We start from the raw sequence: 4,745 nt of genomic DNA on the forward strand, positions 1-4,745 counted from the left end.
CCCCACCACTGAGCCTCCCGCCGTCCCGACGCCGGTCACAGAACCCCCCGCTGAGGACGAGCCCCAACTCACCCACGACGTTGAGGCCGCCGAACAGACAGCCACGCCCGCAGACGCAACCATGCCCCTACCCACCTCCACCCCCGCCAAGGCCGAGCCCACGCCCGACACCGGAGCCACCGCCCAGGCGGAACCCACGCCCGCTGAGGCCACCATCGCCGACCCCGCCCTCAGGGACGCCCCTCCTGCTAAGGACGAGCCCCAGCCCACCAGCGATGAGGTCGCCACCGAGCAGGCGACCGCGCCCGCAGACGCAACCATGCCCCTACCCACCTCCACCCCCGCCGAGGTGGACCCCGCGCCCGACACCGGAGCCGCCGCCCAGGTGGAACCTGCGCCCGCTGAGGCGACCATCGCCGAGCCCGCCCTCACAGACGACCCCCCGCCCAGCGCCACCCCCACAACAGAGGCCGAACCCGCTGCTGAGGCCGAGCCCCAGCCCACCAGCGATGAGGCCGCCACCGAGCAGGCGACCGCGCCCGCAGACGCGACCATGCCCCTACCCACATCCACCCCCGCCGAGGTGGACCCCGCGGCCGACACCGGAGCCGCCGCCCAGGGGGAGCCCGCGCCCGAGGCGAAGCCCGCTCCCGCAGACGCGACCATGGCCATGCCCACCCTCGCGGACGAACTCCCGCCCAACACCACCCGCGCAGACGTGACACCGTCCGCGCCCGCCCCCCACCCCTCCGCCGAGGTGGCCCCCGCCCCCGCCACCAAGCACCCCACCGCAGCAGACGTCACCATGCCGGACGCACCGGCACCCCAGATCCCGGCCGAAGTCGAACCCGACCCCACGCCCGAGGCCAAGCACACACCCACCGCCGACAAGGCCAGCGACGCCGAAGCAGGCGGCAGCGAACCCACCGCCGAAGTCGCACCCGAGCCCACCACCCCCACCAAGCACCCCACCGCAGCAGACGTCACCATGCCGGACGTACCGGCACCCCAGATCCCGGCCGAAGTCGAGCCCCAACCCACGCCCGCCCGCGAGCACACACCCGCCACCGCGCAGGCCGATGACGACGCCGAACCGCCCGTCGCAGCCGACATCACCACGCCTGTGGCCGTCCCCGATCCCGCTGCCGAGACCACTGAGGAGGCAGCCGACGCGCGTCCGGCCGGACAGACTCTTCCACTGGGCGAGCCCGAAGCAGTCGTCGACCAACAGGGTGAGCAGCCGACCGACCGCGACGCCCAGAAATGAGGTGACCTCCGGCCGGGTGCGGGGGGGCAGAGCCGGCCGGAGGAACTCGGGCGCCTCGTCACCGCAACCGTGACCGTGCCGCGTCCGTGTACCTCATCAGGTGGCCACGCGAGATCAACATGTCCCGCAACAGCGGCCAGTGGCTTCGGCAACGGCACTCCACACAGCCACCGACCATCGTGATCTCGATAGCGCCGTCAAGGATGCAATGCATCGCTCCGCACGTGTGCCCGTCAGGGCAGGCGTCGCCGCGAACTGATAAGAGAGGCAATGGATAGACGGACGGACTGACTTGGCGGAAGTCGAGCCGCTCAAGCGAGGCTGGCGACAACTGCGTTGAAGTCGCGGACGCGGGTGGCTTGCTGGCCGTTCGAGACAGCCAAAACCCTGACGGGCCACGCCACACATTCACCCTCACCGAGATGATGACGCTCTTCCAGGCAATCAAAGCAGGCAGATTCGACCTGTAGACGACGAGAATCGCGCGCTTGATGAGCCCATCAGCGATGCAAACCGCCCTGCCTGGGCCTTGTGAACGGCCCTGTGCAGAGCAGGGGAACGGTCAGCCCCCTCTCTTCTCGAAGGTCGCCTCGCTGACGCCCCACAGGAACAGGCCGCCGAGGGGGCACTCGGGAAAGTCGGCCCGCAGCACCCGGACGAGGAACTCCACCATGCCGCAGTCGTAGCGGCTCCACAGCGAGCCGTTGCGGTTGTAGACCAGGACGGGCCACCTGGCGGGATCCTCGTCCGAGGCGTCCCAGCACAGCAGGTCGGCGGTGGCGTCGACGCCCCAGTTGATCAGTTTGGGAGAGGTGCCTTCCAGGTCGGGCGCCTTGTCCTCGGTCTCCCAGTCGGCCTCGGCGTTCGCGGTCTCGATCACCATTCCGTCCCGCTGCGCCTCGGACAGCGGGACCTTGGGTTCAGGTGTGTTGATCGACAGGTACTTCTGCACCACACCGGCGCCGTAGACCTCCATGAAGCGCAGATAGTCGGGCGGGAACGGCGTGCCCCAGGACGCGGTGACGGCGTCCCAGTCGACCCTCGTCCCACCGTCCGGCGGCGGCATGAGCCGTCGCAGAGCGTCCAGGTCGGCCGACTCGTTCATCGGCACCTCGCCTTCTCGGTCCGTGTCGCGGTGTGACATCGAAACACGAGCGGCGGACGCGGCGCTCAAGCCCCCGGCACATCGGGCGTACCGCCCGCCCGGGTTGACCTCGACGACCCGTCCGACGACATGCCCGACTTCGGCGATGGCGCCGCCACCGGCAGCCGTGAGGGGATTGTGCATCGGTTCCTTCTACTTTCGAAAAGAGGACCACGGCGCACTCTGCGAGTACGCAGAAGGGCCCGCCCTCCTGGGCGGGCCCTTCGGCCGCTGCGCGTAGACCGGCCCCACACGATCCACCGCGGGGACGGATCAGTCGTCGTCGCCGACGAAGAGGTTGAGGAGCCAGCCGACGACGCCGACGATGATGGCGCCCCAGAAGGCCGCCCAGAAGCCGGCGACGTGGAAGGGCAGGTCGATCTCGGTGGCGATCTTGCTGGTGAGCAGGAGCAGCAGGGCGTTCACCACGAGCCCGATGAGCCCGAGCGTGAGCACGTAGAACGCGCATCCGAGGGTCTTGATGATCGGCTTGATGATGGCGTTGACCAGGCCGAAGATGACCGCGACGGCGACCAGCGTGAGGGCTCGACGTCCCGTGTCGTCTCCGGTGACGGTGATGCCGTCCAGCACCAGCGCGGCCACGGCCAGCGCCACCGCGGTGATCCCGGTCTTGATGAGAATCGACACGTCATCCATCCTGCGTGGACGGCGCACCGACGTCATCCCTCCGTGCGGCGATCCGCCGGACGGCCGCCTCACCATTGGGGACGACCGGCGGCTCATCCGGCCGTAGCGGTCAGTCGGCGCGGTCGAAGAACGGGGACGCCGCGGTGACCTGGGAGCGCGCGGCGGAGCGAGGCCCCGGGGCCGGGGCCGGGGCGGGCGCCGGAGCCTGGGCGGGGGCCGCGGGGGCGGGGGCGGGGGCCTGGCGGGCGGCGGAGGCGGCGGCGCTGTTGCGGATGCGGGCCAGTTCGCGTTCGAGCTGGCGCTTCTCCATCTCCAGGGTGGTGAGCGACTCCTCGTGCTCCTCGCGCAGGGCGCGCACCTCGCGGCGCGTCCGCATCGTCCGGGCCGTGCCCATGAACGTGAGCACCAGGCCGATGACCAGCACCACGGCGAACAGGGCACCGGCGAAGAACACCTGCCACTGGCTGCTCACGCCGGGGACGGCGGTGCCGAAGACGGTCAGGGTGGTGTCGCCGGAGTTGTCCAGCGCGACGCCGGCGCCGACGGCGACGGCCGCGGCGATCAGCAGGATTCCGAGGAAGGCCATGACTCTCCTCTCCAACGGCCACAGAGCCGGGGCGGGGGCTCTCACCCTGCCAGAGACCGCTTGGATCTTGTGCGTTCTGTCCGCAAATGAGCGGAGACGACCACGCCGGGTAACCGACGGTCCGTCCACCGGCCGCGCCGCGTCCCGCCCCTCGGAGACCACCGGGTTGGACCGTCGCCCGCCGGGGTAGCGATCAGCGCGGAATCGGTGAGTCGCTGGAGGTGCCGCCCATGTCCGTCCTGCGGGCCGTCGTGTTCGATCTCGACGGCGTCCTGGTCGACTCCGAACCGGTGTGGGAGGAGGTGCGCCGCGGCTACGTCGCCGACCACGGCGGGCGGTGGCGGCCCGACACCCAGGACCGGCTCATGGGCATGAGCACCAAGGAGTGGTCGCGGTACCTGGCGACCGAGCTGATCGGCGGGATGGAGCCGCGCGAGGTCGCCGAGGGCGTGATCGGCCAGATGATCCGCCGGTACGACGAGCACCTGCCGCTCATGCCCGGAGCGCGGGAGGTGGTGCGGCGGCTGGCCGAGGACGGCCGTCCGCTGGGGGTGAGCAGCTCGTCGCCGCGCACTCTGATCGATCACGTGCTCGACGAGATGGGGGTGCGCGACCTGTTCCGCGCCACGCTCTCCACCGAGGAGGTGGCCCGTGGCAAGCCCGCGCCTGACGGCTATCTCACGGTGGCCGAACGGCTGGACGTCCCCGCCGAGGAATGCGCGGCGATCGAGGACTCCAGCAACGGCCTGCGCTCGGCCCACGCGGCGGGCATGCGGGTGATCGCCGTCCCGCATCCCCGGTATCCCCCGGACGAGGACGCGCTGGCGCTCGCCTCCCACGTCGCCCGCGACCTCAACGCCATCACCCCGCGCCTGCTCGACCAGATCGCCGACAAGCCGCGCCCCTGAACCGCCCCTTGGACGAGCCATCACCGGCGGCGATCGCGCGCGACGCCCACCTTCACGGAAGCCGATGATCGTCCGGCTGGTCCCGCCGGGGGCCGAGACGTCGCGGTGTTCGATCTTCCAGCCGCGCGAGCCGCCGACGTTGGCCGCCGCCGGCGGTTCGTCCAGGTCGCGCACGGCGGAGGCGCGGCCGGC

At 71.2% G+C, this 4,745-nt stretch carries 6 protein-coding genes; 3 read left to right on the forward strand and 3 right to left on the reverse strand.

From position 1 onward, the window contains the following. The first annotated feature begins 121 nt into the window (after positions 1-121). Both ABD811_RS04365 and ABD811_RS04370 read left to right on the forward strand, forming a co-directional pair. The gene (locus ABD811_RS04365) at positions 122-1,267 is read left to right on the forward strand and encodes a hypothetical protein (protein WP_344941104.1); all 1,146 of its coding nucleotides are present in this window, start codon (positions 122-124) and stop codon (positions 1,265-1,267) included. A 287-nt stretch (positions 1,268-1,554) separates the two neighbouring features. Further along, complete coding sequence (locus ABD811_RS04370; RefSeq protein ID WP_344942350.1) at positions 1,555-1,737, forward strand: DUF397 domain-containing protein; 183 nt, start codon at positions 1,555-1,557, stop codon at positions 1,735-1,737. 92 nt (positions 1,738-1,829) lie between these two features. On the opposite strand, the gene ABD811_RS04375 is transcribed toward ABD811_RS04370, so the two are convergent. The 3 genes from ABD811_RS04375 to ABD811_RS04385 all read right to left on the reverse strand — a co-directional run bounded on the left by ABD811_RS04375 (position 1,830) and on the right by ABD811_RS04385 (position 3,645). Then, positions 1,830-2,372, reverse strand: coding sequence for a hypothetical protein (locus tag ABD811_RS04375; RefSeq protein ID WP_344941108.1), 543 nt, complete (start codon positions 2,370-2,372; stop codon positions 1,830-1,832). A 312-nt stretch (positions 2,373-2,684) separates the two neighbouring features. Beyond that, complete coding sequence (locus ABD811_RS04380; protein WP_344941111.1) at positions 2,685-3,059, reverse strand: phage holin family protein; 375 nt, start codon at positions 3,057-3,059, stop codon at positions 2,685-2,687. A gap of 109 nt (positions 3,060-3,168) precedes the next feature. Next, positions 3,169-3,645, reverse strand: coding sequence for a hypothetical protein (locus ABD811_RS04385; RefSeq protein WP_344941114.1), 477 nt, complete (start codon positions 3,643-3,645; stop codon positions 3,169-3,171). Positions 3,646-3,875: 230 nt separating this feature from the next. Here ABD811_RS04385 and ABD811_RS04390 point away from each other — a divergent pair, with 230 nt between their 5' ends. Continuing rightward, positions 3,876-4,553, forward strand: a complete 678-nt coding sequence (locus ABD811_RS04390) for an HAD family hydrolase (protein ID WP_344941117.1) — start codon at positions 3,876-3,878, stop codon at positions 4,551-4,553. Positions 4,554-4,745 lie beyond the last annotated feature (192 nt).

Origin of the sequence: Actinomadura miaoliensis (genome assembly GCF_039536785.1) — a bacterium.
GTDB classification, from domain to species: domain Bacteria; phylum Actinomycetota; class Actinomycetes; order Streptosporangiales; family Streptosporangiaceae; genus Spirillospora; species Spirillospora miaoliensis.

Excerpts from the sequence above, each read along its gene's own strand:
- ABD811_RS04365 (WP_344941104.1), top strand. The coding sequence starts at position 122 with ATGCCCCTACCCACCTCCACCCCCGCCAAGGCCGAGCCCACGCCCGAC.
- ABD811_RS04375 (WP_344941108.1), bottom strand. The coding sequence starts at position 2,372 with ATGAACGAGTCGGCCGACCTGGACGCTCTGCGACGGCTCATGCCGCCG.
- ABD811_RS04385 (WP_344941114.1), bottom strand. The coding sequence starts at position 3,645 with ATGGCCTTCCTCGGAATCCTGCTGATCGCCGCGGCCGTCGCCGTCGGC.
- ABD811_RS04390 (WP_344941117.1), top strand. The coding sequence starts at position 3,876 with ATGTCCGTCCTGCGGGCCGTCGTGTTCGATCTCGACGGCGTCCTGGTC.